This window comes from Pseudomonas sp. GW821-FHT09E12 (assembly GCF_059416085.1).
In genome coordinates, this window is sequence record NZ_JBWKOM010000004.1 from 163025 (window position 1) to 187642 (window position 24618).

Genomic DNA, 24618 nt, shown 5'->3' on the forward strand with positions numbered 1-24618 from the left:
GATGGCATCGCGCCAAGGAGCCTGCATGGCTGGTCTCGAATCGAAGTGGATAGTGGGTTTGATGCTGGCTGCGCTACTGAGCGGTTGTGGCGCGGAAAAGCCGACCGAAAAGGAGCGGCCGCGGGTGCGGGTGCAGCCAGTGCAGCCCCGTGATTTCGCCGCGCAGGTGACCCTTACCGGCGATGTGCAGGCGCGGGTGCAGACCGAGTTGTCGTTCCGCGTCGGCGGCAAGATCATCCAGCGCCTGGTCGACGTCGGCGACCGGGTCACGGCCAGACAGGTCCTGGCCCGGCTCGACCCGAAAGACCTGCAGACCAATGTCGATTCCGCCGCCGCCTCGGTGTTCGCCGAGCAGGCGCGGGTCAAGCAGACCAGCGCGGCCTTCGTCCGCCAGCAGAAACTCCTGCCCAAGGGCTATACCAGCCAGAGCGAATACGATGCCGCCCAGGCGGCGCTGCGCAGCAGCCAGAGCGCCCTGAGTGCGGCCCAGGCGCAGTTGGCCAACGCCCGCGAGCAACTGAGCTACACCGCGCTGATCGCCGACGCCCCGGGGGTGATCACCGCGCGCCAGGCCGAAGTCGGCCAGGTGGTGCAGGCCACGGTGCCGATCTACAGCCTGGCCCGCGACGGCGAGCGCGACGCCGTGTTCAACGTCTACGAATCGCTGCTGGTGGCCCCGCCGAAGCAAGGCGCGATCACCGTCAGCCTGCTGGACAACCCGAACATCAAGACCACCGGCAAGGTGCGTGAAGTCACCCCGGTGGTGTCGGCGCAGAGCGGCACGGTGCAGGTCAAGGTGGCCCTCGACGGTCTGCCGGCGGGCATGGACCTGGGCTCGGTGGTCAGCGCCAGCGCCCACGCGGCCGGCCAGGCCAGTGTCGAACTGCCCTGGGCGGCGCTGACCAAGAACCTCAACGAACCGGCCGTATGGCTGGTGGGCGAGGACGGCAAGACCAGCCTGCATACTGTCACGGTGGGGCGCTACCAGACCGGCAAGGTGATCATCAGCGACGGCCTCAAGGGCGGCGAAAAAGTGGTGATCGCCGGCGGCCAGTTGCTGCACCCGGGGATGCTCGTCGAGGTCGTTTCCGAGACCGGCGCCCAAGGAGCCCAGCCATGAAGCGCCTGTCCCTGCTGTTATGCGCCGGCCTGACGCTGGGCGCCTGCTCCAAGGAAGAACCCGCGCCCGAGCCGGTGCGTCCGGTGCTGTCGTTCGAGGTGCGCGCCGAGTCCGAGGAAAGCCTCGGGCGGTTCGCCGGCAGCATCCAGGCCCGCTATGAAACCAACCTCGGTTTCCGGGTGCCGGGGCGCATCGCCAATCGCAATGTCGATGTCGGCGCCGAGGTGGGCAAGGGCGCCTTGCTTGCCACCCTCGACCCCACCGACCAGCAGAACCAGTTGCGTTCGGCCCAGGGCGACCTGGCCCGGATCGAGGCGCAATGGATCAATGCCCAGGCCAACGCCCGGCGCCAGCAGCAATTGTTCGACCGTGGCGTCGGCGCCCAGGCGCAGCTGGATATCGCCCAGACCGACCTGAAGACCACCCGCGCCTCCCTGGACCAGGCCAGGGCCGCGGTCAGCCAGGCCCGCGACCAACTCGCCTACAGCGAGCTGCGCACCGATCATGGCGGCGTGGTCACTGCCTGGAATGCCGAGGCCGGCCAGGTGGTCAGCGCCGGCCAGCAGGTGGTGACCCTGGCCCGTCCGGACATCAAGGAAGCGGTGATCGACCTGCCGGCGACGCTGGTGGACCAGTTGCCGGCCGACGTGGTGTTCAAGGTCGCCTTGCAGCTGGACCCGAGCATCAACACCAGCGCCATCGTGCGTGAAATCGAACCCCAGGCGCAGAGCGCCACCCGCACCCGGCGCTCGCGCCTGACCCTGACCGAAACCCCCGAAGCGTTCCGCCTCGGCACGGCCATCAGCGTGACCCTCAGCTCCGCCATCGTCCCGCGCACCGAGGTGCCGCTGTCGGCCCTGCAGGAAGTGGACGGCCAGACCCGGGTCTGGATCGTCGACCCGCAGGCGCAGACCGTGGCGCCGCAGGAGGTCACGGTGCTCAGCCGCGACCATGATTCGGCATTGATCGGCAGCGGGATCAAAATCGGCGAGCGGGTGGTGAGCGCCGGTGTGAACAGCCTCAAACCGGGGCAGAAAGTCAAAATCGACGAGGACAGCCCACGATGACGCCGGCCACAAAAGGGAGCTTCAATTTATCCGAGTGGGCCATCAAGCATCAGTCGTTCATCTGGTACCTGATGTTCGTCGCCCTGCTGATGGGCGTGTTCTCCTACCTGAACCTGGGGCGCGAGGAAGACCCGTCCTTCACCATCAAGACCATGGTCATCCAGACCCGCTGGCCGGGCGCGACCCAGGAGGAAACCCTCAAGCAGGTCACCGACCGCATCGAGAAAAAACTCGAAGAGCTGGACTCCCTCGACTACGTGAAAAGCTACACCCGCCCCGGCGAATCGACGGTGTTCGTCAACCTGCGTGACACCACCAGCGCCAAGGACATTCCAGAAATCTGGTACCAGGTGCGCAAGAAGATCAACGACATTCGCGGCGACTTCCCCCAGGGTCTGCAAGGGCCGGGGTTCAACGACGAATTCGGTGATGTGTTCGGTTCGGTCTACGCCTTTACCGCCGACGGCCTGAGCATGCGTCAGCTGCGCGACTACGTGGAGCAGGTGCGCGCCGAGATCCGCGAGGTGCCGAACCTGGGCAAGGTGGAGATGGTCGGCGAGCAGGACGAAGTCATCTACCTGAACTTCTCCACACGCAAGCTGGCGGCGCTGGGCATCGACCAGCGCCAGGTCCTGCAAAGCCTGCAATCGCAGAATGCGGTGACCCCGGCCGGGGTGATCGAGGCCGGGCCGGAGCGGATTTCCGTGCGCACCTCGGGGCAGTTCGCTTCCGAGAAAGACCTGGCCACGGTCAACCTGCGGCTCAACGAGCGCTTCTATCGCCTGGCGGATATCGCCGAGATCAGCCGCGGCTACGTCGACCCTTCGACGCCGCAGTTCCGCTTCAACGGCCAGCCGGCCATCGGCCTGGCGATCGCCATGAAGAAGGGCGGCAACATCCAGGACTTCGGCAAGGCCCTGCACCTCAAGATGGACCAGCTCACCGCCGAGCTGCCGGTGGGCGTGGGCGTGCACACGGTGTCGGACCAGGCCGAGGTGGTGGAAAAAGCCGTCGGCGGCTTTACCAGCGCGCTGTTCGAGGCGGTGGTGATCGTGCTGGTGGTGAGTTTCGTCAGCCTGGGCGTGCGCGCCGGGCTGGTGGTGGCGTGCTCGATTCCGCTGGTGCTGGCGATGGTCTTCGTCTTCATGGAATACAGCGGCATCACCATGCAGCGGATTTCCCTCGGGGCGTTGATCATCGCCCTGGGCCTGTTGGTGGACGACGCGATGATCACCGTGGAGATGATGGTCACGCGCCTGGAGATGGGCGAGAGCAAGGAGCAGGCGGCGACCTTCGCCTACACCTCCACGGCCTTCCCGATGCTCACCGGGACCCTGGTGACGGTCGCCGGCTTCGTGCCCATCGGCCTCAACGCCAGTTCCGCCGGCGAGTACACCTTCACCCTGTTCGCGGTGATCGCCGTGGCCATGCTGGTGTCGTGGATAGTCGCCGTGCTGTTCGCCCCGGTGATCGGCGTGCATATCCTCAGCACCCATGTGAAGCCCCACTCCGAGGAGCCGGGCCGCATCGGCCGCGCCTTCAATGGCGGCCTGCTGTGGGCCATGCGCAACCGCTGGTGGGCCATCGGTATTACCGTCCTGGCGTTCGTGCTGTCGGTGGTCGGCATGCGCTTCGTGCAGAACCAGTTCTTCCCGTCCTCGGACCGGCCGGAGATTCTCGTCGACCTCAACCTGCCGCAGAACGCCTCGATCGCCGAGACCCGCATGGCGGTGGATCGCCTGGAGGCGACCCTCAAGGACGACCCGGACATCGTGCGCTGGAGCACTTACATCGGCGAAGGCGCGATCCGTTTCTACCTGCCGCTGGACCAGCAATTGCAGAACCCCTACTACGCGCAACTGGTGATCGTCAGCAAGGGCCTGGAGTCGCGCACGGCGCTGACCGAACGCCTGAAAAAACGCCTGCGCGACGACTTCGTCGGCATCGGCAGCTACGTCCAGGCCCTGGAAATGGGCCCGCCGGTGGGGCGGCCGATCCAGTACCGGGTCAGCGGCAAGGACATCGACCAGGTGCGCAAGCACGCCATCGAACTGGCCACCGAACTGGACAAGAACGCGCACATCGGCGAGATCATCTACGACTGGAACGAGCCGGGCAAAGTGCTGCGCATCGACATCGCCCAGGACAAGGCCCGCCAGTTGGGGCTGTCTTCGGAGGACGTGGCGCAGTTGATGAACAGCATCGTCAGTGGCTCCACCGTGACCCAGGTGCATGACGACATCTACCTGATCAACGTGGTCGGCCGGGCCGACGACAGCGAGCGCGGTTCCCCGGAAACCCTGCAGAACCTGCAGATCGTCAACCCCAACGGCACCTCGATTCCGCTGCTGGCCTTCGCCACCGTGCGTTACGAACTGGAGCAGCCGCTGGTCTGGCGCCGTGACCGCAAGCCGACCATCACCATCAAGGCCTCGGTGCGTGATGAGATCCAGCCGACTGACCTGGTCAGGCTGCTCAAGCCGGATATCGACACGTTCGCCGCCGGCCTGCCGGCCGGTTATTCGGTGGCCACCGGCGGCACGGTGGAGGAGAGCGGCAAGGCCCAGGGGCCGATCGCCAAGGTGGTGCCGTTGATGCTGTTCCTCATGGCGACCTTCCTGATGATCCAGCTGCACAGCGTGCAGAAGCTGTTCCTGGTGGCCAGCGTCGCACCCCTGGGGCTGATCGGCGTGGTCCTGGCGCTGGTGCCGTCGGGCACGCCCATGGGCTTTGTGGCGATCCTCGGGATTCTCGCGCTGATCGGCATCATCATCCGCAACTCGGTGATCCTGGTGACCCAGATCGACGAATTCGAGCGCGCCGGTCATTCATCCTGGGACGCGGTGGTGCAAGCCACCGAGCACCGGCGCCGGCCGATCCTGCTGACCGCCGCGGCGGCCAGCCTGGGCATGATCCCCATCGCTCGGGAAGTGTTCTGGGGGCCGATGGCCTACGCCATGATCGGCGGCATCATCGTCGCCACTCTGCTGACGCTGCTGTTCCTGCCGGCGCTGTATGTGGCCTGGTACAAGATCAAGGAGCCGAAGAAAACCACGGCTTGAGATTGTGCTCGTTCGAGAGGACGCCATCGCGGGCAAGCCTCGCTCCTACGCTGGAATACCCCGTAGGAGCGAGGCTTGCCCGCGAACCAGGCGCTACGGCCTATCTGGCAAACCGCTCAAACCTTGCGCCACACACTCGCCAGCCACGGCTGCTGCTCCCGCGGCAGGCCGGCGGGTCGGTAGTAATGCTCCAGCTCGACAAACCCCGCCGCGGTGAGCAATTGCTGCCAGGCCGCCAGGTCGTGGTAGGCGCCATAACGTGCGCCGTTCCAGCCTTCGCGGTTGTCGCCGCGCGGGTTGGAGCTGAACAGCACGCCGCCGGGTTTCAGCGTGGCGTGCAGTTGGCGCAGCACCCGCGGCAACTCCTGCGAGGGGATATGAAACAGCACGGCGTTGGCGAAGATGCCGTCGAAGCGCTCGGCGGGCAGGTCGAGCTTGAGGAAGTCCTGCTGCCAGACCTCGCAGCCGCTGTCGTCCCGGGCCATCTGGGCAAAACGCTCGGAGCCGTCGAGGCCGACCGCGATATGACCCAGGCGGGTAAAGGCCTGCAAATCGCGCCCGGGGCCGCAGCCGAAGTCCAGCAGGGTGAAGGGCGCCGTGCCCTGGATATGTCGAAGCAGCGCGTCGATGTTCTGGCGGACATCGTGGTCGCGGGTGCCTTCGCGGAAATCTTCGGCCACTTGGTTGTAGTGACCCAGGGTGGTGGAGGTGATCTGGTCGAGGTCGTCGGGAGCGAGTTTCATGGCGGGCTGCGTTGGCTGGAGTGATGTGCCGAATATACTCCAAGGGTATTGACCCGGGTTGGGTGTGGGCCTTGAAAGCCAATCGCGAGCAAGCTCGCTCCTACAAAGGGCGACGCGATCAACCTGTAGGAGCGAGCTTGCTCGCGATGACATCCGAATGGACACCGCCGATCTCAACGCTTGTTGAGCACCCGCGCCAGGCGGTCGCCGCCGAGCTGGATCGCTGCGACGAGGATCACCAGCAGCACAATCACCGTGAGCATGATCTGGCTGTCGAAACGCTGGTAACCGTAGCGATAGGCGATGTCCCCCAGGCCACCGGCGCCGATGGCCCCGGCCATGGCCGAGGAGTTGATCATGGTCACCAGGGTGATGGTGAAGCCGCCGACGATGCCCGGCAGCGCCTCCGGCAACAGCACGTGCCAGACAATGTGCCAGCGCCGGCAGCCCATGGCCTGGGCGGCTTCGATCAGGCCGTGGTCGACCTCGCGCAGGCTGACCTCGGCGATCCGCGCGAAGAACGGCGTGGCGGCGATGGTCAGTGGCACCACGGCGGCCCAGACGCCGTAGGTAGTGCCGACGATCAGCCGGGTGAAGGGGATCAGCGCCACCATCAGGATCAGGAACGGGATCGAGCGGAACAGGTTGACGAAAGCCCCCAGCACGCTGTTCAGCCTGGGGGCTTCATAGATCCCGCCCTTGCCGCTGGTGACCAGGATCACCGCCAGCGGAATGCCCGCCAGCAGAGCGATCAGCGACGACACGCCGACCATCAGGAAGGTATCGATAACGCCCTGGAGCAAGCGATCAAACCACATAACCCAGCACCTCTACCTGTTGTGTCCATTGCTTCTGTAAAAAGTGCTGCGCGCGTAAACGTTGTTCCTCGGCGCCCAGGGACGAGCCGCTGACCGCCAGTAGCAATTGCCCCAGGGCATGCCCCTGGATCCGTTCCACGCCGCCGTGCAGCAGCCGTACGCGCCCGCCCAGGGTGCTGAACAGCGCGGCCAGGTCCGGCTCGTCGCTGGTCCTGCCGGTGAACTGCACGCGCAATACCACCGCCGCGTCGGAAGACTTCGGCTGGGCCAGCAGACGGTTTTGCAACTCTTCCGGCAAGCCGTGCTGCAAGGGCGCCAGCAGGGTTTTGCTGACCTCGTGCTGCGGGTTGCCGAACACTTCCCAGACCGGCCCCTGCTCGACGATATGCCCATGCTCCAGCACCACCACCCGGTCGCAGATATCGCGGATCACCGCCATCTCATGGGTGATCAGGACGATGGTCAGGCCCAGGCGCTGGTTGATCTGTTTGAGCAGGCCGAGGATCGACTGGGTGGTCTCCGGGTCCAGCGCTGAGGTGGCCTCGTCGCACAGCAGGATCGCCGGGTCGTGGACCAGCGCCCGGGCGATGCCCACCCGCTGTTTCTGCCCGCCCGAGAGCTGCGCCGGGTAGGCCTTGTGCTTGTCCTTCAGGCCCACCAGCTCCAGCAGTTCGCGGACCTTGCGCTCGCGCTGTTCCTTGGGCACGCCGGCCACCTTCAGCGGCAGCTCGACGTTCTGCCACACGGTCTTGGCCGACATCAGGTTGAAGTGCTGGAAGATCATGCCGATGCGCCGGCGCAGCTCCACCAGGCGGTCTTCGTCGAAGTCGCCGATGTCCACCTGATCGATCAGCACCCGGCCGCCCGAAGGCTGTTCCAGGCGGTTGATGGTGCGGATCAGCGACGACTTGCCGGCGCCGCTGCGGCCGATGATGCCGAACACCTCGCCGCGCTGGATCGCCAGGTCGATCCCATGCAGGGCCTGCACCGGGCCTTGCTGGCCCTGGTAGGTCTTGGTCAGGCCGATGAAGCGCACGTGGGCCCGGTTCAGTTCTGGATGCAGCTCGGTCTGCTGCGCGTCCTGCCGCTGTTCGGGCGGCTGGTTCGACGACTTGTGCGCAAGGTAGGCGACGCTCATCTCAACCTTCCCAGCCGGCTTGGTAGAGCTTGCCGTGGGCTTTGTCCAGGGCGGCGCGCACCGCCGGCGAATGCTGGTAGATATCGACGAACTTGATCAGCCGCGGGTCGGTCTTGCTCTTGGGCTGGATCACGAACTGGATCACGTATTCCTTGTGGTCGAGGCCGTCGAACAGCAGCGCAGAACCGGCATCGAAGGTCTTGGCCAGGCGGATATAGGCCGGGTAGCCCTGCACCAGGTCGGCGTCGTCATAGGCGCGTACCAGTTGCACGGCCTCGACCTGGAGGATCTTCAGCTTTTTTGGGTTGGCGACTATGTCGTCCTCGGTGGCCTTATAGCCGACCCCCGGCTTGAGGCTGATCAGGCCGGCCTTGGCCAGCAGCTGCAAGCCGCGGCCGCTGTTGATCGGGTCGTTGGCGATGGCCACCGTGGCGCCTTCGGGCAGCTCGTCGAAGCTTTTGTATCGCTTCGAGTACAGGCCGACGTTGTTGATGATCCCCGGGGCGAACGGCACCAGGTCGAAACCGGCGGCGGCCTTGGCGTTTTCCAGGAACGGGATGTGCTGGAAGTAGTTCACGTCGATATCGCCGGCGGCCAGGCTGACGTTCGGCGCGATCCAGTCGCTGAACTCCACCAGCTCGACTTTCAGGCCCTGTTTGCCGGCCTCTTCGACGGCGGCCTCCAGGGGGATGGCGAAGGCGGCGGTGGTGCCGACTTTCAACGGCGCGTCGGCGGCGAATACCGCGCTGGCGAACAGTCCGAGGGCGAGGGCCAGTGCTTTGACTGGGTGGCTTAAGAGCTTGGTTTTCATGATGTCGTTTCCAGTCAGTGCATGAAGTGTTCGGGTGTTTGGGCCGACCTTATCGCGAGCAAGCTCGCTCCTACAGGGAATGGGCTCAACCTGTAGGAGCGAGCTTGCTCGCGATAGGGCGATAGCCCGCTCCGGCGTGTTGCTCGGGTAACTGCGCGTCCTGCCGGAACAGCTTTTCGCGCAGGGTGCCGTTGTCGTAGGCGGTCTTGTACGAGCCGCGGCGTTGCAGCTCGGGGATCACCAGGTCGATGAAGTCGGCATAACTTTCCGGGGTGACGATGCGGGTCAGGTTGAAGCCGTCCAGGCCAGTCTCGGCGATCCAGGATTCGAGGTCGTCGGCCACCTGCTGCGGCGAGCCGACCACGGTGATGTAGCGCCCGCCCAGGGCGTGCTGGTCGAGCAGCTTGCGTCGGGTCCAGTCGTTGTTCTGCAGGTTCTTGGTGGCCGACTGGATGGCGTTGCTCTTCACGTACTGGATCGGTTCGTCGATTTCGTACTGGGAAAAGTCGATGGCGGTGGACGCCGAGAAATGCGCCACCCCGGCCTCCGCGCTGGCATGGCTGCGGTACTCCGCGTGCTTCTTCCAGGCCAGTTCCTCGGTCGCGGCGACTATCACGTTGAGCCCCATGAACACTTTGATGTCCTCGGGATTGCGCCCGGCCGCCACGGCGCTGGCGCGGACCTTGTCCACCTGGGCGCGGGTTGTGGCTTTGTTCTGCCCGCTGATGAACACGCATTCGGCGTGGCGCCCGGCGAACAGCAGGCCGCGATCGGAACTGCCGGCCTGGAACAGCACCGGCGTGCGCTGCGGCGAGGGTTCGCACAGGTGATAGCCCTCGACCTGATAGAACTCGCCCTTGTGCTCGACCTTGTGCACCTTCTCCGGCCGGGCGTAGATCCGTTGTTCGCGGTCGTTGATCACCGCGTCGTTTTCCCAACTGCCTTCCCAGAGCTTGTAGAGCACTTCCAGGTATTCATCGGCCTGGTCGTAGCGCCGGTCGTGCTCGGCCTGTTCGCTCAGGCCCATGGCCTTGGCGGCGCTGTCGAGGTAGCCGGTGACGATGTTCCAGCCGACCCGGCCGCGGCTCAGGTGGTCCAGCGTCGACATGCGCCGGGCGAACAGATACGGCGGCTCGTAGGTGAGGTTGGCGGTGAGGCCGAAGCCGAGGTTGCGGGTCACCGCGGCCATGGCCGAAACCAGCAGCAGCGGATCGTTGACCGGCAGCTGGATCGACTCCTTGAGCGTCACGTCCACCGAGTTCTGGTAGACGTCGTAGACCCCGACGATGTCGGCGATGAACAGCCCGTCGAACAGTCCGCGCTCCAGCAGCTGCGCCAGCTCGGTCCAGTACTCGATAGTCTTGTACTGGGTCGAGGTGTCCCGTGGATGGGTCCACAGGCCGTGGTTGATGTGCCCGATGCAATTCATGTTGAAGGCATTGAGCAGGATCTTTTTTTTGCCTTTCTCCAGAGCACTCATCAGATAGTCCCCCGCAGTGGCGGGTTCGTCTGGTTGAGGTAGTAGTTGCCCACCGCGTGGTACTTCCAGCGCACCGGGTCGTGCAGGGTGTGCACCCGGGCGTTGCGCCAGTGCCGGTCGAGGCCGTGTTCGGCCAGGGTCGCCTGGCTGCCGGCCAGCTCGAACAGGGTGCTGCCGGCGGCCAGGGAGATTTCGGTGCTGATGGCACGGGCCTCGGCGACCGCGATGGACGCGGCGGCCACCGTCTCGGCGTCGGGCTCGACCTGGGCGGCGTCGAGGAACTCCCCGGAGCGCTCCAGCAACGCCTCGGTGGCGTGCAGGCGAATGCTCAGGTGGCCGAAGCTCTTGAGGGTCAGCGGGTCTTCGCTGGCCTTGTCGCTGCCGGAATCGATCCACGGCCGGGTCTTGGTGCGCACGAAATGCAGGGCGTCCTCATAGGCGGCGCGGGCGATACCGGTGTCGATGGCGGCGTGGAGAATCTGCGCCAGCGGGCCGACGGTGGTCGGGCGCTCGAAGGCGCTCTGAAAGGGAATCACGTCCTCGGCGGCGACGAACACGTCCTCGAATACCACCGAGCCGCTGCCGGTGGTGCGCTGGCCGAAGCCGCTCCAGTCGTCGATCACGTTCAGGCCCTGGCTGCCCGCGGGGACAAAGGCCAGTTGCTGCACGCCGTTTTCGTCCACCACCGACGTGGGGATGCGCTGGGCGTAGAGGGCGCCGGTGGAATAGAACTTGCGACCGTTGATGCGATAGCCGTCGCGTCCGTCCTGCACATCCCGGGTCAGGCGAGTGGTGCGGTCATGGGCGGTCTTGGTGCCCAGTTCGGCCAGGGCATTGCCGAAGCGCTGGCCGGCCAGGACCTCGGCGTACAGGCGTTTCTTCTGCGCCTCGCTGCCGTTCACCCGCAGCACTTCGAGGGCGTAGAAATGGTTCTGCGGGATCTGCCCCAGGGAGCCGTCGGCCTGGGCGATCAGGGCGATGACCTTGGCCAGGGTGACGTTGGACACACCGGCGCCGCCGTATTCCCTGGGCACGCTGATGCCCCACAGGCCGGAGCGGGAAAAGGCTTCGAGTTCGGGGTGGGGCAGGCGGCGTTCGCGGTCGCGCAGGGCGCTGTCGCGCTTGAAATCCTCGGCCAGGTCGCTGGCGACGATCAGGGCTTGCTCATCGCTGGTTATGACCGCGACGTGTTGAGAAAGAGTCATGTACTTCTCCAGAGATCTGGTCGCTTAAATCCAGGAATGGCGAGCCGGCAGGGTGCCGTTCAGGTGATAGGCGCCGACGGCGTGGTATTTCCAGCGCACCGGATCGTGCAGGGTGTGGACCCGGGCGTTGCGCCAGTGCCGGTCGAGGTTGAACTCGGCGAGGGTGGCGCGGCTGCCGGCCAGCTCGAAGAGTTTCTCGCTGGCCAGCAGGGAGATCTCGGTGGTCAGCACCTTGGCTTCGGCCACGGCGATCGAGGCGCGGGCGGCGGATTCGGCGCTGATCGGCGCGGCATTGACCTGGTCCAGCACCTGGCCGGCCTTGCGCAGCAGGGCCTCGGCGGCGTGCAGTTCGATTTTCAGCTTGCCGATGTCGGCGATCACATAGAGGTCATCGCTGGCCCGTTCGACGTTGGCGTCGACCCACGGCCGCGAGCGTTCACGCACGAAGCTGACGGCGTCGTCGATGGCGGCGCGGGCGATGCCGGCGTCGATGGCCGCCTGGATCAGCTGCGAGACCGCGCCCTGGATATTCGGCGACTCGTTGATGCGCCAGTTGTCCACCACCAGGTCGGCATCGACTCGCACGTTGTTGAGCAAAATGGTGCCGCTGGCGGTGGTGCGCTGGCCGAAGCCCGACCAGTCGTCGACGATGCGCAGCCCTGGCGTGCCGCGCCGGACGAAGGCCAGGACCTGCCTGCCGTCGTCGTTCAACGCCTTGACCGCCACCCAGTGGGCGAACAGGGCGCCGGTGGAATAGAACTTCTGGCCATTGAGCAGATAACCGTCGCCGTCGGCGCTGATCCGTGCCTTGAGTTCCAGGGTGTTTTTGGTCCCGCGTTCCGGGCCGGCGTTTCCGATGCGCCAGCCTTCCAGCACGCTCTGGAACAGCTGCTTTTTCTGCCGTTCGGTGGCGCTGCCGAGGATCAGGTTGAGAATGCCGAACTGGTTCTGCGGGATCTGTCCCAGGGCCGGGTCGGCCGCGGAAATGATCGCGAAGACTTCGGCCAGGGTGACGAAGGAAACCTGCGGGCCGCCGTATTCACGGGGGATGGCAATACTGCCCAGGCCACTGCGGGTGAAGTGTTCGATTTCCGCCCACGGCAGCTTGCGCTGCTGGTCGCGCCGGGCCGCCTGCTGGCGGGCGACGGTGGCCAGTTCATGGGCGGCTTGAAGGGCTTCTGCGTCGTTCAGCAGAACCCGTGCGGGCAACAACAGGGGGGCGACATCCAGATCGCTCTGGGCATTTGCATCGGCCAGATTGGACATCAGTGCCACTCCTTGGCTGCACGCAATGCCCTGGCGATCTGCACTGGGGTGATTGTGTTCCGGACCATACCTACCTCACATCTTTGGAAGTGCCGCGCCGTGGCGGCGAAATCGGGTTCAAGAATGTCCGGTGGTCCGGTGCATATACCCTATGCGCGTATAAAAATTAAATAAACTAACTTTTAGGAATATGTATAGAAGGGGTTTACGTATACGGCAGGTAGGAAAAGGCGAAGGGTAATGGGAGATAGATCTGAGGCCTGTAGCCGCTGGCGCAGCCTGCGCGCGGCGACGTAGCCGTCGTAAACCGGCGTATGCGATGTGTCTGGCGGAATGTGACGGCGGGTTTGCGTTCGCTGCACAGCCCATCCTGGGCTCGGCAGCGAGGGTACAGGTCAGGCCTGGGGATGGCCCGAGGTGAGGAACTTGCTGAGGAATTGCCGGGTGCGTTCTTCCCTGGGATTGGCGAACAGCGCCTTGGCTTCGCCCTGTTCGACGATCACCCCCTTGTCGAAGAAGATCACCCGGTTGGCCACGTCGCGGGCGAAGCCCATTTCGTGGGTGACGATGACCATGGTGCGCTTTTCTTCGGCCAGGCCGCGGATGGTCGCTAGCACTTCGCCTACCAGCTCCGGGTCGAGGGCCGAGGTCGGCTCGTCGAACAGGATCACCTCCGGCTCCATCGCCAGCGCCCGGGCAATCGCCACGCGCTGTTGCTGGCCGCCGGATAGGCGCCGCGGATAGGCGTCTTCCTTGCCCGCCAGGCCGACCTTGGCCAACAGTCCGCGGCCCAGGGCCAGTGCCTGCTCGCGGGGCGTCTTCTTCACCACCAGCGGGCCTTCGATGACGTTTTCCAACGCGGTGCGATGGGGGAACAGGTTGAAGTTCTGGAACACGAAACCCACCTGCTGGCGCAGTTGCCGCACCAGGCCCTGCTGCTGGGTCAGCGGCCGGCTGCCATCGATTTCGATGTTGCCGACCTTGATCCGGCCGCTGGTAGGTTCTTCGAGGAAATTCAGGCAGCGCAAAAAGGTGGTCTTGCCCGAGCCGCTGGGGCCGATGATGGCGACCACCTCGCCTTCTGCCACCGTCAGGTCGATGCCATTGAGGACGGTCTGACCCTTGAACTGCTTCGTCAGTTTTTCAACCACAATCATGGGTTCAGGACTCCTGGTCGTGCCGATTGACCCGCTCTTCCAGTCGGTTCTGCAGGTGCGCCAGCACGCTGGCCAGAACCCAGTAGATCAGCGCGGCGGCAAGATACATGGTGAAGACTTCGAAGGTCCGGGCGGTGATCAGCTGTGCCTGGCGGAACAGTTCCGGGACCTGGATGGTGGCGGCCAGGGCCGTGTCCTTGACCAGCGAGATAAAGCTGTTGCCCAGGGGCGGCAGGGCCGTGCGCATGGCTTGCGGCAGGATCGCCCGGCGCAGGGTCTGGGCCCGGGTCATGCCAATGCTGGCCGCCGCTTCCCACTGCCCGCGCTCGATGGAGCCGATGGCCGCGCGCAGGATCTCGCAGGCGTAGGCCGCCATGTTCAACGAGAAGCCGATCAGCGCCGCCGGCAGCGGGTCAAGCTCGATACCCAGCTGCGGCAGGCCGTAATAGATCACGAACAGTTGCACCAGCAACGGCGTGCCGCGAAAGAACGACACATAGACCCGGGCGATCCAGCTCAGCAGCTTGAAGCGCGACAGGCGCATCAGCGCCAGGGCGAAACCCAGCGCCAATCCGAAGAACATGCCGCCGAGGCTGAGGATGACCGTGAAATACGCGCCCTTGAGCAGGAAGGGCGCGGAGTTCAGCAACAGCTGCGTGGTTTCGGCGATTTGCTGGCTCAACTGCGGGAAAGACAGTTCGAACTGAAAACCTGCTTCCATTATTGAGTGACGTCAGCGTTGAAGTATTTTTCCGAGAGCTTTTTCAGCGTGCCGTCGGCGCGCAGTTCCTCGATCGCCTTGTTCACCGCGGCCAGCAGTTCGGGTTCGCCTTTGCGCAGGGCCACGCCGGCTTCCTGGCGGGAGAAGGGCTCGCCGGAAACGGCCAGGGTGTCGTTGGTTTTCTTGATCAGCTCGAAGGCAGCCAGGCGGTCCACCAGGATCGCGTCGATACGGCCTACGCGCAGGTCCTGGTACTTGGTCGGATCGTCGTCGTAGGTCTTGATGATGGCTTGCGGCACGTTGTCCTTGAGCCATTGTTCGTAGTTGGTGCCCAGGCCGACACCGACCTTGTGCCCGGCCAGATCGGCGGCGGTCTTGAACTTGCCTTCGTTCTTCTTCTGGGTCAGGGCCTGGATGCCGGAAACGGTGTAGGGGGTGGAGAAGTCGTATTTTTTCTTGCGCTCATCGGAGATGGTCACCTGGTTGATCACCGCGTCCAGGCGCTTGGACTCCAGGGCGGCGAGGATGCCGTCCCACTTGGTCGGCTGCAGTTTGACCTTCACACCCAGCTTCTGCGCCAGGGCTTCGGAGAACTCGACTTCGAAGCCGGCCAGCTTGCCGCTTTCGTCGACGTAGCTGAACGGTGGATAAGTGCCTTCCAGGCCGACGTTGATGGTGCCGGCGTCCTTGATCTTCTGCAGTTGCTCACCGGCAACCGCTTGCCCCAGCAACCCGGCACCGAGGGCCAGACCCAGCGAGCCAATGAGGATATTTCGACGTAGTGCGGAAAAAATCATGACAAGCCCCTGTGTTTTCTTATGCAGATGCGGTTGGGAGATGCAGGTCAATCGGTGAGCGGGAACGAGCGCCTTATCCTGCACTAAATGCAGCGTATGCGTCTCGCGGCAAATTCGCCTGCGGCGCGACTATAAGTGGCTGCTTATAGATGTAAAAATAATATAAATTCACATTGTTATTCTTTTTATAAATATACATCTCTGTAGCCGCTGCCGCAGGCTGCGATCGATTGGGCGGCATTCCGACGTAGCAGGCGCAAATCCGGCGAACGCGTCTTTTCTGATGCGCCGCATGCGCAGGTTTTACGACGGCTGCGCCGCCGATCGCAGCCTGCGGCAGCGGCTACAGGTCAGTATTCAGGCAAACGAACCGGCATAAGCGAACAGCGCCGGCGCGCCGCCGGTATGCAGGAAGATGATCGGGCCGTCGTCGAAACGCTGGCGGCCGATGCCGTCGAGCAGGCCGGCCATGGCCTTGCCGGTGTAGACCGGGTCCAGCAGCAGGCCTTCCTGGCTCGCCAGCAGTTTCACCGCGGCCAGGGTGCCGGCGTTCGGTTCGCCATAACGCGGGGCGAAATACTCGTCCCACAACTCCACCTTGAAGCTCTCCGGCAACGTCACCCCGAGCAATTCGGCGGTGCGCTCGGCCAGGCCCTGGACCTTCGGCCGTTGCGCTTCGTCGGTGCGCGACACGGTGACGCCGATCACCGGCAACTGCGGCAACACTTCGCTCAAGGCCAGGGCCAGGCCGCTGTGGGTGCCGGCGCTGCCCGAGGCCAGCACCACGGCGGCGAAGTCGAGCCCGCTGTTGTTGATCTGCTCTGCCAGCTCCAGGCCGGCGCGCACGTAACCCAGCGCGCCGAGGGCGTTGGAGCCGCCAATCGGCACCAGGTACGGCTGCTTGCCGCTGCTGCGCAGGCGCTCGGCCAGGGCCTGCAACTGCTCGTCGGCGTTGTCCAGGTTCTCCACCAGCTCGACCTTGGCGTCGAACAGGTCGAGCAGCAGGCGGTTGCCGTTGCCCAGGTAATTGCCGTCATCGGTGCCGATGGGGTTTTCCAGCAGGGCGACGCAGCCCAGGCCGAGCCTGGCGGCCAGGGCCGCGGTCTGGCGTACGTGGTTGGACTGGATGGCGCCCGCGGTGATCAGGGTGTCCGCGCCCTGGGCCAGCGCATCGGCGGCCAGGTATTCGAGTTTGCGCAGCTTGTTGCCGCCCATGGCCAGCGGCGTGGTGTCGTCGCGCTTGACGTAGACATCGCGGCCCAGCCAGGTGGACAGGCGTTCGAGTTTTTCCAGGGCGGTGGCGCCGCCCAGCAGGTCGAGACGGTTAAAGCGGTCGAGCTGTCGTTTGATCATGAGGCCGCACAGGTTGTCAGAGGTGTCAGGGACTATAGGCAGCGATATTTACCGGGGCAACCGTCAATCGCTTATGCCAAAAGGTACTTAGGCCAGCACAATTAGTTCTTAATTTGGCCTGGGACGCATACCGTAAAGTGACGTCGTTTACGCGGCCAGACCGTCCGGCCGCTTGAGTGAGGAGTCTTATCGTGAGCGAGCGTTCCAGCCATTGGCAATTGCAGACCATAGTCAGTCAACTGCGTGATGCCCGCGACCAGTGGCGTACCCGCAACGGGCGGGTCAGTGGTGAGCAGGGTGGTCGGGAACTGCCGTCGCGCGCGGCCATGGCCGAGATTCTCGAGGCGCTGTGTGGGGCCTTGTTCCCGATGCGCCTGGGCCCGGTGGACCTGCGCGAAGAAAGCGAGGACTTCTACGTCGGCCACACCCTGGACGCGGCCCTCAATGCGCTGCTCGCCCAGGCTCGACTGGAGCTGCGTTATGCCGCGCGCCAGAGCGGCGAGGCGGACGAAGACGTCAACGCCAGGGCCATCCGCATCATCCAGGATTTCGCCCTGGCCCTGCCGGGGCTGCGGGTGTTGCTCGATACCGATGTGCTGGCCGCCTACCATGGCGACCCGGCGGCGCGCAGCGTCGATGAAGTGCTGCTGTGCTACCCGGGCATCCTGGCGGTGATCCACCATCGCCTGGCCCACCATCTGTATCGCGCCGGCCTGCCGCTGCTGGCGCGGATCAGCGCGGAAATCGCCCACTCGGCCACCGGCATCGACATTCACCCGGGGGCGCAGATCGGCCGCAGCTTCTTCATCGACCACGGCACCGGTGTGGTGATCGGCGAGACCGCGATCATCGGCGAGCGTGTGCGCATCTACCAGGCGGTGACCCTGGGCGCCAAACGCTTCCCGGCGGACGAGGACGGCCAGTTGCAGAAGGGCCACCCGCGCCACCCGATCGTCGAAGACGACGTGGTGATCTACGCCGGCGCGACCATCCTCGGGCGCATCACCATCGGCAAGGGCTCGACCATCGGCGGCAACGTCTGGCTGACCCGCAGCGTGCCGGCCGGGTGCAACCTGACCCAGGCCAACCTGCAGCATGACGATGGGTCGCAAAAATAAGCCGAGGTGCTTGCATCATGTAGCCGCTGCCGCAGGCTGCGATCGCCCCGAGAGGGGCGCCGCTCTGGGGGCTTTTGCAGGCCCTGCGGGCCTTGGCGCAGCCTTCGGCAGCGGCTACAGAAATCGGCTTATTTAACGCTGAACGATTCCCTCCGCCATACATCAGACCTTTCTTAAAACCTGCGAAATCAGGCGACCGCCGAGCCCGGCGATTAGTCCTTGCGCGCCTATCCGTGTTTAACTTGAACGCTTGTTCAAGTTAAACCGGCAGCTCGCTGCCCGCTCACAACAGGAGGCTTACCTTTGCTGAGTCCGATCTTTTCAGCCGCGTTTTACCCCCTCGAGGTGCACGTTTCATGAGTGCATCGTCCATTCCCGCCAGCGGCCTGATCCGCATGAATCCGCCGGTGTTCTACTTCGCCGCGAGCTTTATCCTGGCCTTCGGCCTGGTGGTCATTGCCCTGCCGGAACAAGCCGGCGCCTGGTTGCTGGCCGCGCAAAACTGGGCGGCCAATACGGTCGGCTGGTACTACATGCTGGCCATGACCCTGTACCTGATCTTCGTGGTGGTCACCGCCTTGTCCGGCTACGGCAAGATCAAGCTCGGTGCCGACCACGACGAACCGGAATTCAGTTACCTGTCCTGGGCCGGCATGCTGTTCGCCGCCGGGATCAGCATCACGCTGTTTTTCTTCTGCGTGTCGGAACCCCTGACCCACATGCTGCAACCGCCCCAGGGCGAGGCCGGGACCGCGGATGCGGCGCGCCAGGCCATGCAGATTCTCTTCCTGCACTGGGGCCTGCATGGCTGGGGTGTGTTCGCCTTCGTCGGCATGGCCCTGGCGTATTTCGCCTACCGGCATAACCTGCCGCTGGCCCTGCGTTCGGCGCTGTACCCGCTGATCGGCAAGCGCATCAACGGCCCCATCGGCTACGCGGTGGATGGCTTCGGCATCATCGCCACGGTGTTCGGCCTCGGCGCCGACATGGGCTTTGGCGTGCTGCACCTCAACTCCGGCCTGGATTACCTGTTCGGTATCGCCCACACCCAGTGGGTCCAGGTGGGCCTGATCAGCCTGATGATGGGCGCGGCGATCATTGTCGCGGTGTCTGGCGTCGACAAGGGCGTGCGGGTGATGTCCGACATCAACATGCTGCTGGCCTGTGCGCTGCTGCTGTTCGTGTTGTTCGCCGGCCCCACCCAGCATTTGCTCAACACCCTGATCCAGAACCTCGGCGATTACCTCGGCGCCTTGCCGACCAAGAGTTTCGACCTCTACGCCTATGACGAACCCAGCGACTGGCTGGGCGGCTGGACCGTCTTCTACTGGGCCTGGTGGATCGCATGGTCGCCGTTCGTGGGCCTGTTCATCGCGCGGATTTCCCGTGGCCGGACCATCCGTGAATTCGTGTTCGGCGTGCTGCTGATTCCCCTGGGCTTCACCCTGGCCTGGATGTCGATCTTCGGTAACAGCGCCATCGACCAGGTGCTCAACCACGGCATGAGCGCGCTGGGCATGTCGGCCATCGAGAACCCTTCGATGACCCTCTACCTGCTGCTGGAAACCTACCCCTGGAGCAAGGCTGTCATCGCCGTGACGGTGTTCATCAGCTTCGTGTTCTTCGTCACCTCGGCCGACTCCGGCACCGTGGTGCTCTCGACCCTGTCGGCCAAGGGCGGCAATGCCGATGAAGACGGGCCGAAATGGCTGCGGGTGTTCTGGGGCGCGATGACCGCGCTGGTCACCAGCGCGCTGCTGTTCGCCGGCAGCATCGACTCGCTGAAGTCGGCGGTGGTGCTGACCTCGCTGCCGTTCTCGATGATCCTGCTGCTGATGATGTGGGGGCTGCACAAGGCTTTCTACCTCGAGTCGCAGAAGCAGATCGCCCAGCTGCATTCGCTGGCGCCGGTCTCGTCGTCCTCGCGGCGCGGCAAGGGCGGCTGGCGCCAGCGCCTGAGCCAGGCGGTGCATTTCCCGTCGCGCGACGAGGTCTATCGCTTCCTCGATCAGACGGTGCGCCCGGCCATCGAAGAAGTGACCGCGGTGTTCGTCGAGAAAGGCTTGAACGTGGTCACCCAGCCGGACCCGGCCAACGACAACGTCAGCCTGGAAATCGGCCATGGCGACCAGCATCCGTTCGTCTACCAGGTGCAGATGCGCGGCTACTTCACCCCGTCCTTCGCCCGTGGCGGCATGGGGCCCAAGGAGATGCGCAACCGGCGTTACTACCGGGCTGAGGTGCATCTGGCCGAGGGTAGCCAGGACTATGACCTGATGGGCTACACCAAGGAGCAGATCATCAACGACATCCTCGACCAGTACGAACGCCATATGCAGTTCCTGCACCTGGTGCGTTGATTGCGGGCGGTGGCGTTTGTGCCACCGTCATCGCGGGCAAGCCTCGCTTCTACAGAAGACCTGGTGCTTCTGTAGGAGCGAGGCTTGCCCGCGATCAGGGCCCTCAGGCCCGGCTCAATACCGTGAACAACACCAGCGCCGCCACCGGCACGCCGAATACCACACTGCCGACCGCCAGCTCCGTGCTCAGGGGCTGGCCGGCGTGGACCATCCCCACCGCGCCGTTGATCACCGTCAGCGCCAGCCAGAGCACGACGAAACTGTAGGCCAGGGTCTGGCGACCGAGGCCGAGCTTTTCGCCGATAAACAGCATCAGCGCCAGGAGAATCAGGCCGAAGCAAGTGATGATCGCGGTGTGCATGATGAAGTCCTCGCGGGCGGAATTCAGGGGTGAGCCCAGGGTCGATGGCGGTTCAAAGCTCCCGACCTAGAGTGTGGTCCAGGGAGTAGCGTCCTGCTCCGCGAAAAGCGAAGGCCGGGATCGGCAGGGTGTTGGACGAAACGGGCGAGTCGGTGGTCGGGCGCATGAGTGTCTCCGCGAATAAGCCGGTGGAAAGCACCGATGGCCCGGGGAGTGCCCGGGCCACCCATGCCGTTGTTTCAGCGAGCGGCGGGCTTGAGCAGGTCTTCCAGGCCGATGCGGCGGAACATCTCGGCGCGCACCCGGTCGGCCATGGCATTGACGATTTCGGCACCGTCCTGGGACGGGTCGATATGCCGGCGCAACGGCCGGGAGCCGAAGGGCAGGCCGACGATCTCGACGATGGCCTTCGCGACCTCGGTGACATCGGCGTCAGCCGGCTCCAGGGCGGCCAGGCCGTTGAGTGCCTGCTCCGGCACACCGGCATAGGGGCCCTGGTTGTACTCGGCGGCGCGGGCCTGGTCGGCCGGGGCTCCGGAGTGCGCGAAGTGGTTGGTGCCCTGGGTGAAGGCGCCCGGCACGATGATCGAGGTCTCCACGCCCCAGCGCGCCAGCTCCCCGGCATAGGACACCGCCAGGGAGTCCATCGCCGCCTTGGCCGCGAAGTACGGCGCCAGGTAGGGCGGGGTGCCGCCACGGGCGCTGCTGGAGGATACCCACAGCACCAGCCCCCGGCCCTGCTTGCGCAGTTGCGGCAGGGCCGCGCGGTTGACCCGCTGGGTGCTCAGTACGTTGATGTCGTAGAGCTGGGCGAACTGTTCGGCGGTGAAGGCTTCGGCGGGGCCGAATGCCATGTGCCCGGCATTGTGGATGATCACATCCAGCCGGCCGCAGTCGGCGACTATCCGGGCGACACCGGCCTCGACCGAGGCGCAGGAGGCGACGTCCAGTTCGACGCTGCGCAAATCGACCCGGTGCTCGTCGGCGTAGCGCCGCACCTCGGCCACTTGCGGCGCATTGCGGCCCAGGGTTTCACGCATGCTGGCGTAGACGATGTGGCCGGCGTCGGCGAGGGCGCGGGCGGTCAGGGCGCCAAAACCACTGGAGGCGCCGGTAATCAGGATGACGGATTGCATGGCATTGGTCTCTTCAGGTGAGGGTGGTTTCAGGCACGCCGGGGCAGGCGTTGTTGTACGGCGTGGGACAGTCAGCCGGCGAAGGTGCCCAGGGTTCCTTCGACCGTCGGTGAGGTGGCTCAGACGAGCCCGCCGTTGGCGCGCAGGACCTGCCCGTTGACCCAGGCCGAATCAGGGCTGACCAGGAAGGACACGACGCGGGAAATATCTTCGGGTTGAGCCAGGCGCTCCAGCGGGGCCATCTTGGCGAAACCCTGGATCTGCTCTTCGCTCTTGCCGTGCAGGAACAGGTCGGTGGCCACCGGGCCCGGTGCCACTGCATTGACGGTGATATTGCGACCGCGCATTTCCTTGGCGAACACCTGGGTCAGGGACTCCACCGCCGCTTTGCTGGCGATGTACACCGCGTAACCCGGCAGGTTCATGCCGACGGTGCTGCTGGAGAAATTGACGATGCGCCCGCCGGCGTTCAGGCGAGTCGCGGCTTCACGCAGGGTGTTGAAGGTGCCGCGAGCGTGGATGTTGAAGTTCTGCTCGAACAGTTCGTCCGTGTGTTGCGCCAGCGGCAGGACCTTGAGGATGCCGGCGTTGTTGATCAACACGTCGACCTTGCCCAGTTGGGTTTCGGTCTCGTCGAACAGGCGGCGCACGTCATCGGCGTTGGCCACGTCGGCCTTGATCGCTATGGCCCGGTGGCCGGCCTGGCGCAGCTCCACCACCAGGGCTGAGGCTTCGCTGGCGCTGTTGGCGTAGTTGATGGCGACGGCGAAGCCTTCGCTGGCCAGTTGCCGGGCGATCACCGCGCCGATGCCGCGGGAGGCGCCGGTCACGATGGCAACTTTCGAAGTCTGGGTAGTCATGGCGAATTTCCTTCTGGGTAACGAGTGATTGGCTGTGGTGTGGAAGCAGATTCACATGTTTACCCAGGGTGATAAATGCGCCAGAGTTGGCTTGACTGTTCAATAATCGCCAACAATCAATGAGCCCAGGAGCCCGTCGTGGATCAAGTCAAAGCGATGAAGGCGTTCGTGCGGATCTACGAGCGCAGCAGCTTCACCCTGGCCGCCGAGGACCTGAACCTGCCGCGCGCCACCCTGACCCATACCCTCAACCAGTTCGAGGCCTGGCTCGGTACCCGCCTGCTGGAGCGCAGCACCCGCCGAGTGCGCCCGACCCTCGACGGCGAGGCCTATTACCAGCGCTGCGTACAGCTGCTGGCGGAGCTGGAAGAGGCCGAACTGGCGTTTCGCACGGTGGCGCCGAAGGGGCGTTTGCGGGTCGATCTGCATGGCACCCTGGCCAAGTACTTCGTGATTCCGGCCCTGCCCGAATTCATGGCGCGCTATCCGGAAATCGAGCTGTCCATCAGCGAGGCCGATCGTTTTGTCGACCTGATCGCCGAAGGGGTGGACTGCGTGTTGCGCGCCGGCACCCTGGGCGATTCGTCGCTGATCGGCCGGCGCGTGGCCAACTTGCAGCAGATCACCTGCGCCAGTCCGGCCTACCTGCGCAAATACGGTGAGCCATCGAGCCTCGACGAGCTGTCGCGGCACCGTGCGGTGAACTACGTCTCACGCACCACGGCCAAGCTGTTTCCGTTCGAATTCATGGTCGATGGCGAACTGCGGGAAGTCGCCATCGAGGGCGCGCTGTCGGTGTTCGGCGCGGAAATCTATGCTGCCTCGGCCGTGGCCGGGCTGGGCATCATCCAGTGCCCGCGCTACCGCATGGCACAGCAGATTTCCCAGGGGCTGGTGCAGGAGATTCTCACCGACACGCCGCCACCACCCATGCCGGTTTCCGTGCTGTACCCGCACAACCGTCAGATGTCGCCACGGGTGCGGGTGTTCGTCGACTGGCTGGCGGAGGTTTTCGCCAGGGCGGTCTGAGCAGGGCAGCGCCGGTCATCGCTGCTTTCTGTATTGATTGTCTGGATGTGTATAGTGTGTATTGTTCGCCTTTGACTGTGTACGGTGGCTTTTCGGGACGTATCGAAAGGACACGGCAATGCGCAGTCGGGAACTGATCAGGATGATCGAGGAGGACGGGTGGTATCTGATCGCGGTCAAAGGCAATCATCACCAATACAAGCATCTGCACAAGCCGGGGCGGGTCACTGTTCCCCACCCGGATGCGGATCTGCCCAAGGGCACGATCCACAGCATCTTGAAACAGGCGGGCCTGAAATGAGGCCGGCCTTGAACGAAGAGGTCAACGAGATGAAATTCCCGGTCGTGCTGCACAAGGATGCCGACTCCGGATATGGCGTGATCGTCCCCGATGTGCCGGGCTGTTTTTCCGCCGGCCATACCGCGGCAGAAGCCTTCGAGAATGTGAAAGAGGCCCTGTCGCTGCATTACGAAGGCCTGGTCGCCGATGGTGAACCGCTGCCCCAGGTGCATGAGGTCGACGTGCATATCGACAACCCCGATTACGCCGGTGGCGTGTGGGGCATGATCGAGTTCGACATCACGCCTTACTTCGGCAAGGCGGTGCGCTTCAACGCCACCCTTCCGGAGCAATTGCTGGAACGCATCGACCAGACGGTGAAGCGCGACCAGCGCTACCGCTCGCGTTCGGGCTTTCTCGCGGCTGCCGCTTTACGCGAACTCTCCGCCTAGGCATTGCCCGCCCCCATGGTTCCCATGGGGGCATGCCTGGCATCTGTCCCTCGATATTTTCCTCTACCACCCAGGCTTTGGAACCCTTTGTTTCGGCCCGGCAGGGTGGCGTTTTAGCGTCTATAAACAACGGGTGCAGCGCCTTGTTCGATGCCGCCATTCCTGGTTTTTCCGAGCGGTGCAGCACCGCCAGGGCCTTGTGTTTCCTGGGTTTTGTCCGCTGATCCGGCTTCCGGTCGACGGCGTCATTTAGCCGGGATTTTCATCGGCTGAGCTTCCCCTCC

The 24618-nt window shown here is 64.6% G+C and carries 22 protein-coding genes; 8 read left to right on the plus strand and 14 right to left on the minus strand.

What is annotated here, in order from left to right; all coding sequences use genetic code 11:
• Positions 1-25: 25 nt before the first annotated feature.
• From AC07PQ_RS12670 to AC07PQ_RS12680, 3 genes are read left to right on the plus strand one after another with little or no spacing between them, the layout of a single operon-like run.
• Positions 26-1120 carry an efflux RND transporter periplasmic adaptor subunit gene (locus AC07PQ_RS12670; RefSeq protein ID WP_493185625.1) on the plus strand — a complete coding sequence of 365 codons (1095 nt, stop codon included), beginning with the start codon at positions 26-28 and terminating at the stop codon, positions 1118-1120.
• The gene (locus tag AC07PQ_RS12675) at positions 1117-2187 is read left to right on the plus strand and encodes an efflux RND transporter periplasmic adaptor subunit (protein ID WP_493185626.1); all 1071 of its coding nucleotides are present in this window, start codon (positions 1117-1119) and stop codon (positions 2185-2187) included. Before AC07PQ_RS12670 ends, AC07PQ_RS12675 begins: the two co-directional genes overlap by 4 nt.
• Positions 2184-5249, plus strand: coding sequence for an efflux RND transporter permease subunit (locus AC07PQ_RS12680; protein WP_493185627.1), 3066 nt, complete (start codon positions 2184-2186; stop codon positions 5247-5249). The genes AC07PQ_RS12675 and AC07PQ_RS12680 overlap by 4 nt, the downstream gene beginning before the upstream one ends.
• A gap of 116 nt (positions 5250-5365) precedes the next feature.
• Here the strand turns inward: AC07PQ_RS12680 and AC07PQ_RS12685 are convergent, their stop codons facing one another.
• The 11 genes from AC07PQ_RS12685 to AC07PQ_RS12735 form a co-directional block, all read right to left on the minus strand.
• Entirely contained in the window at positions 5366-5992 is a 627-nt protein-coding gene (locus AC07PQ_RS12685) for a class I SAM-dependent methyltransferase (RefSeq protein ID WP_493185628.1), read from the minus strand.
• Between the two features lie 173 nt (positions 5993-6165).
• Entirely contained in the window at positions 6166-6810 is a 645-nt protein-coding gene (locus AC07PQ_RS12690; RefSeq protein ID WP_007925318.1) for a methionine ABC transporter permease, read from the minus strand.
• Positions 6800-7948, minus strand: a complete 1149-nt coding sequence (locus AC07PQ_RS12695; protein WP_493185629.1) for a methionine ABC transporter ATP-binding protein — start codon at positions 7946-7948, stop codon at positions 6800-6802. The genes AC07PQ_RS12690 and AC07PQ_RS12695 overlap by 11 nt, the downstream gene beginning before the upstream one ends.
• A 1-nt stretch (position 7949) precedes the next feature.
• On the minus strand, positions 7950-8759 hold the full coding sequence (locus tag AC07PQ_RS12700) for a MetQ/NlpA family ABC transporter substrate-binding protein (protein WP_102679900.1): 810 nt from the start codon (positions 8757-8759) through the stop codon (positions 7950-7952).
• Between the two features lie 85 nt (positions 8760-8844).
• Positions 8845-10239 (minus strand): LLM class flavin-dependent oxidoreductase, encoded by a 1395-nt coding sequence (locus tag AC07PQ_RS12705; protein WP_493185630.1) that lies wholly within the window; start codon positions 10237-10239, stop codon positions 8845-8847.
• On the minus strand, positions 10239-11444 hold the full coding sequence (locus tag AC07PQ_RS12710) for an SfnB family sulfur acquisition oxidoreductase (RefSeq protein WP_007925314.1): 1206 nt from the start codon (positions 11442-11444) through the stop codon (positions 10239-10241). Before AC07PQ_RS12710 ends, AC07PQ_RS12705 begins: the two co-directional genes overlap by 1 nt.
• A 24-nt stretch (positions 11445-11468) precedes the next feature.
• Positions 11469-12710, minus strand: coding sequence for an SfnB family sulfur acquisition oxidoreductase (locus AC07PQ_RS12715; RefSeq protein ID WP_007925312.1), 1242 nt, complete (start codon positions 12708-12710; stop codon positions 11469-11471).
• A gap of 395 nt (positions 12711-13105) precedes the next feature.
• Entirely contained in the window at positions 13106-13867 is a 762-nt protein-coding gene (tcyN, locus tag AC07PQ_RS12720) for an L-cystine ABC transporter ATP-binding protein TcyN (protein WP_007925310.1), read from the minus strand.
• Between the two features lie 4 nt (positions 13868-13871).
• Positions 13872-14537, minus strand: a complete 666-nt coding sequence (gene tcyL, locus AC07PQ_RS12725) for a cystine ABC transporter permease (protein ID WP_037005081.1) — start codon at positions 14535-14537, stop codon at positions 13872-13874.
• A gap of 50 nt (positions 14538-14587) precedes the next feature.
• Positions 14588-15385, minus strand: coding sequence for a cystine ABC transporter substrate-binding protein (gene tcyJ / locus AC07PQ_RS12730; RefSeq protein ID WP_007925306.1), 798 nt, complete (start codon positions 15383-15385; stop codon positions 14588-14590).
• A gap of 357 nt (positions 15386-15742) precedes the next feature.
• The gene (locus AC07PQ_RS12735; protein WP_493185631.1) at positions 15743-16738 is read right to left on the minus strand and encodes a D-cysteine desulfhydrase; all 996 of its coding nucleotides are present in this window, start codon (positions 16736-16738) and stop codon (positions 15743-15745) included.
• A 191-nt stretch (positions 16739-16929) separates the two neighbouring features.
• On the opposite strand from AC07PQ_RS12735, the gene epsC reads away from it, so the two are divergent.
• Both epsC and betT read left to right on the plus strand, forming a co-directional pair.
• Complete coding sequence (gene epsC, locus AC07PQ_RS12740) at positions 16930-17856, plus strand: serine O-acetyltransferase EpsC (protein ID WP_007925302.1); 927 nt, start codon at positions 16930-16932, stop codon at positions 17854-17856.
• Positions 17857-18251: 395 nt separating this feature from the next.
• A complete protein-coding gene (gene betT, locus AC07PQ_RS12745) occupies positions 18252-20216 on the plus strand; it encodes a choline transporter BetT (RefSeq protein ID WP_493185799.1) in 1965 nt (654 codons plus the stop codon).
• Between the two features lie 103 nt (positions 20217-20319).
• Here betT and AC07PQ_RS12750 read toward each other — a convergent pair whose 3' ends face one another.
• The 3 genes from AC07PQ_RS12750 to AC07PQ_RS12760 all read right to left on the minus strand — a co-directional run bounded on the left by AC07PQ_RS12750 (position 20320) and on the right by AC07PQ_RS12760 (position 22573).
• Positions 20320-20577, minus strand: coding sequence for a hypothetical protein (locus AC07PQ_RS12750; RefSeq protein WP_007925299.1), 258 nt, complete (start codon positions 20575-20577; stop codon positions 20320-20322).
• Between the two features lie 239 nt (positions 20578-20816).
• A complete protein-coding gene (locus tag AC07PQ_RS12755; protein ID WP_493185632.1) occupies positions 20817-21713 on the minus strand; it encodes an SDR family oxidoreductase in 897 nt (298 codons plus the stop codon).
• A gap of 119 nt (positions 21714-21832) precedes the next feature.
• Positions 21833-22573 carry an SDR family oxidoreductase gene (locus tag AC07PQ_RS12760; protein WP_493185633.1) on the minus strand — a complete coding sequence of 247 codons (741 nt, stop codon included), beginning with the start codon at positions 22571-22573 and terminating at the stop codon, positions 21833-21835.
• Positions 22574-22711: 138 nt separating this feature from the next.
• Between AC07PQ_RS12760 and AC07PQ_RS12765 the strand changes: the two genes are divergently transcribed.
• From AC07PQ_RS12765 to AC07PQ_RS12775, 3 genes are all read left to right on the plus strand, one after another.
• Positions 22712-23602 (plus strand): LysR family transcriptional regulator, encoded by an 891-nt coding sequence (locus AC07PQ_RS12765; RefSeq protein ID WP_493185634.1) that lies wholly within the window; start codon positions 22712-22714, stop codon positions 23600-23602.
• A 118-nt stretch (positions 23603-23720) separates the two neighbouring features.
• Positions 23721-23903 carry a type II toxin-antitoxin system HicA family toxin gene (locus tag AC07PQ_RS12770; protein WP_493185635.1) on the plus strand — a complete coding sequence of 61 codons (183 nt, stop codon included), beginning with the start codon at positions 23721-23723 and terminating at the stop codon, positions 23901-23903.
• A gap of 29 nt (positions 23904-23932) precedes the next feature.
• Positions 23933-24334, plus strand: a complete 402-nt coding sequence (locus tag AC07PQ_RS12775; protein ID WP_009041686.1) for a type II toxin-antitoxin system HicB family antitoxin — start codon at positions 23933-23935, stop codon at positions 24332-24334.
• Positions 24335-24618 lie beyond the last annotated feature (284 nt).

What these genes read in the sequence shown, in the direction of transcription:
- AC07PQ_RS12770 (WP_493185635.1), top strand. Translation starts at nt 23,721, where the DNA reads ATGCGCAGTCGGGAACTGATCAGGATGATCGAGGAGGACGGGTGGTAT.
- betT (WP_493185799.1), top strand. Translation starts at nt 18,252, where the DNA reads ATGAATCCGCCGGTGTTCTACTTCGCCGCGAGCTTTATCCTGGCCTTC.
- AC07PQ_RS12690 (WP_007925318.1), bottom strand. Translation starts at nt 6,810, where the DNA reads ATGTGGTTTGATCGCTTGCTCCAGGGCGTTATCGATACCTTCCTGATG.
- AC07PQ_RS12695 (WP_493185629.1), bottom strand. Translation starts at nt 7,948, where the DNA reads ATGAGCGTCGCCTACCTTGCGCACAAGTCGTCGAACCAGCCGCCCGAA.
- AC07PQ_RS12760 (WP_493185633.1), bottom strand. Translation starts at nt 22,573, where the DNA reads ATGACTACCCAGACTTCGAAAGTTGCCATCGTGACCGGCGCCTCCCGC.
- AC07PQ_RS12735 (WP_493185631.1), bottom strand. Translation starts at nt 16,738, where the DNA reads ATGATCAAACGACAGCTCGACCGCTTTAACCGTCTCGACCTGCTGGGC.
- tcyN (WP_007925310.1), bottom strand. Translation starts at nt 13,867, where the DNA reads ATGATTGTGGTTGAAAAACTGACGAAGCAGTTCAAGGGTCAGACCGTC.
- AC07PQ_RS12750 (WP_007925299.1), bottom strand. Translation starts at nt 20,577, where the DNA reads ATGCACACCGCGATCATCACTTGCTTCGGCCTGATTCTCCTGGCGCTG.
- AC07PQ_RS12700 (WP_102679900.1), bottom strand. Translation starts at nt 8,759, where the DNA reads ATGAAAACCAAGCTCTTAAGCCACCCAGTCAAAGCACTGGCCCTCGCC.
- AC07PQ_RS12685 (WP_493185628.1), bottom strand. Translation starts at nt 5,992, where the DNA reads ATGAAACTCGCTCCCGACGACCTCGACCAGATCACCTCCACCACCCTG.
- tcyJ (WP_007925306.1), bottom strand. Translation starts at nt 15,385, where the DNA reads ATGATTTTTTCCGCACTACGTCGAAATATCCTCATTGGCTCGCTGGGT.
- AC07PQ_RS12705 (WP_493185630.1), bottom strand. Translation starts at nt 10,239, where the DNA reads ATGAGTGCTCTGGAGAAAGGCAAAAAAAAGATCCTGCTCAATGCCTTC.
- AC07PQ_RS12715 (WP_007925312.1), bottom strand. Translation starts at nt 12,710, where the DNA reads ATGTCCAATCTGGCCGATGCAAATGCCCAGAGCGATCTGGATGTCGCC.
- AC07PQ_RS12680 (WP_493185627.1), top strand. Translation starts at nt 2,184, where the DNA reads ATGACGCCGGCCACAAAAGGGAGCTTCAATTTATCCGAGTGGGCCATC.
- AC07PQ_RS12755 (WP_493185632.1), bottom strand. Translation starts at nt 21,713, where the DNA reads ATGCAATCCGTCATCCTGATTACCGGCGCCTCCAGTGGTTTTGGCGCC.
- AC07PQ_RS12710 (WP_007925314.1), bottom strand. Translation starts at nt 11,444, where the DNA reads ATGACTCTTTCTCAACACGTCGCGGTCATAACCAGCGATGAGCAAGCC.
- AC07PQ_RS12775 (WP_009041686.1), top strand. Translation starts at nt 23,933, where the DNA reads ATGAAATTCCCGGTCGTGCTGCACAAGGATGCCGACTCCGGATATGGC.
- AC07PQ_RS12670 (WP_493185625.1), top strand. Translation starts at nt 26, where the DNA reads ATGGCTGGTCTCGAATCGAAGTGGATAGTGGGTTTGATGCTGGCTGCG.
- AC07PQ_RS12675 (WP_493185626.1), top strand. Translation starts at nt 1,117, where the DNA reads ATGAAGCGCCTGTCCCTGCTGTTATGCGCCGGCCTGACGCTGGGCGCC.